This is a genomic window from Nostoc sp. UCD121 (assembly GCF_014222285.1).
In the GTDB taxonomy this organism is placed as follows: domain Bacteria; phylum Cyanobacteriota; class Cyanobacteriia; order Cyanobacteriales; family Nostocaceae; genus Nostoc.
The window spans coordinates 1-244 of record NZ_JACKZS010000610.1 but is presented as its reverse complement, the minus strand read 5'-3'; the positions used below and the strand labels follow the sequence as shown (position 1 = coordinate 244).

Genomic DNA, 244 nt, shown 5'->3' with positions numbered 1-244 from the left:
ATCCACACCATTAACAATTACCCGAATCCTTTCTGGTGCTACACCGATGGCTTGCAAATCCTCAGCCACCCGACTAGAAACAGCCACTACCACGCGTGCGCGACGAAAAGCCTTTTTTTCCCAACGTGCATTTAAAACGGTGTACAACCACTGGTAAAAATTATAAAAAATCCTGCGCGATCGTGTAGTTTTAGCTGAATTTGACTGAGCCTTGCTAGAGGAAAAATTCAACCAAGAACTATGG

At 44.3% G+C, this 244-nt stretch carries 1 protein-coding gene; it reads right to left on the bottom strand.

All coding sequences use genetic code 11. From position 1 onward, the window contains the following. Window positions 1-244 (bottom strand): glycosyltransferase (locus GNF10_RS37685; protein WP_185607555.1); only part of this gene is annotated, 244 nt, incomplete at both ends.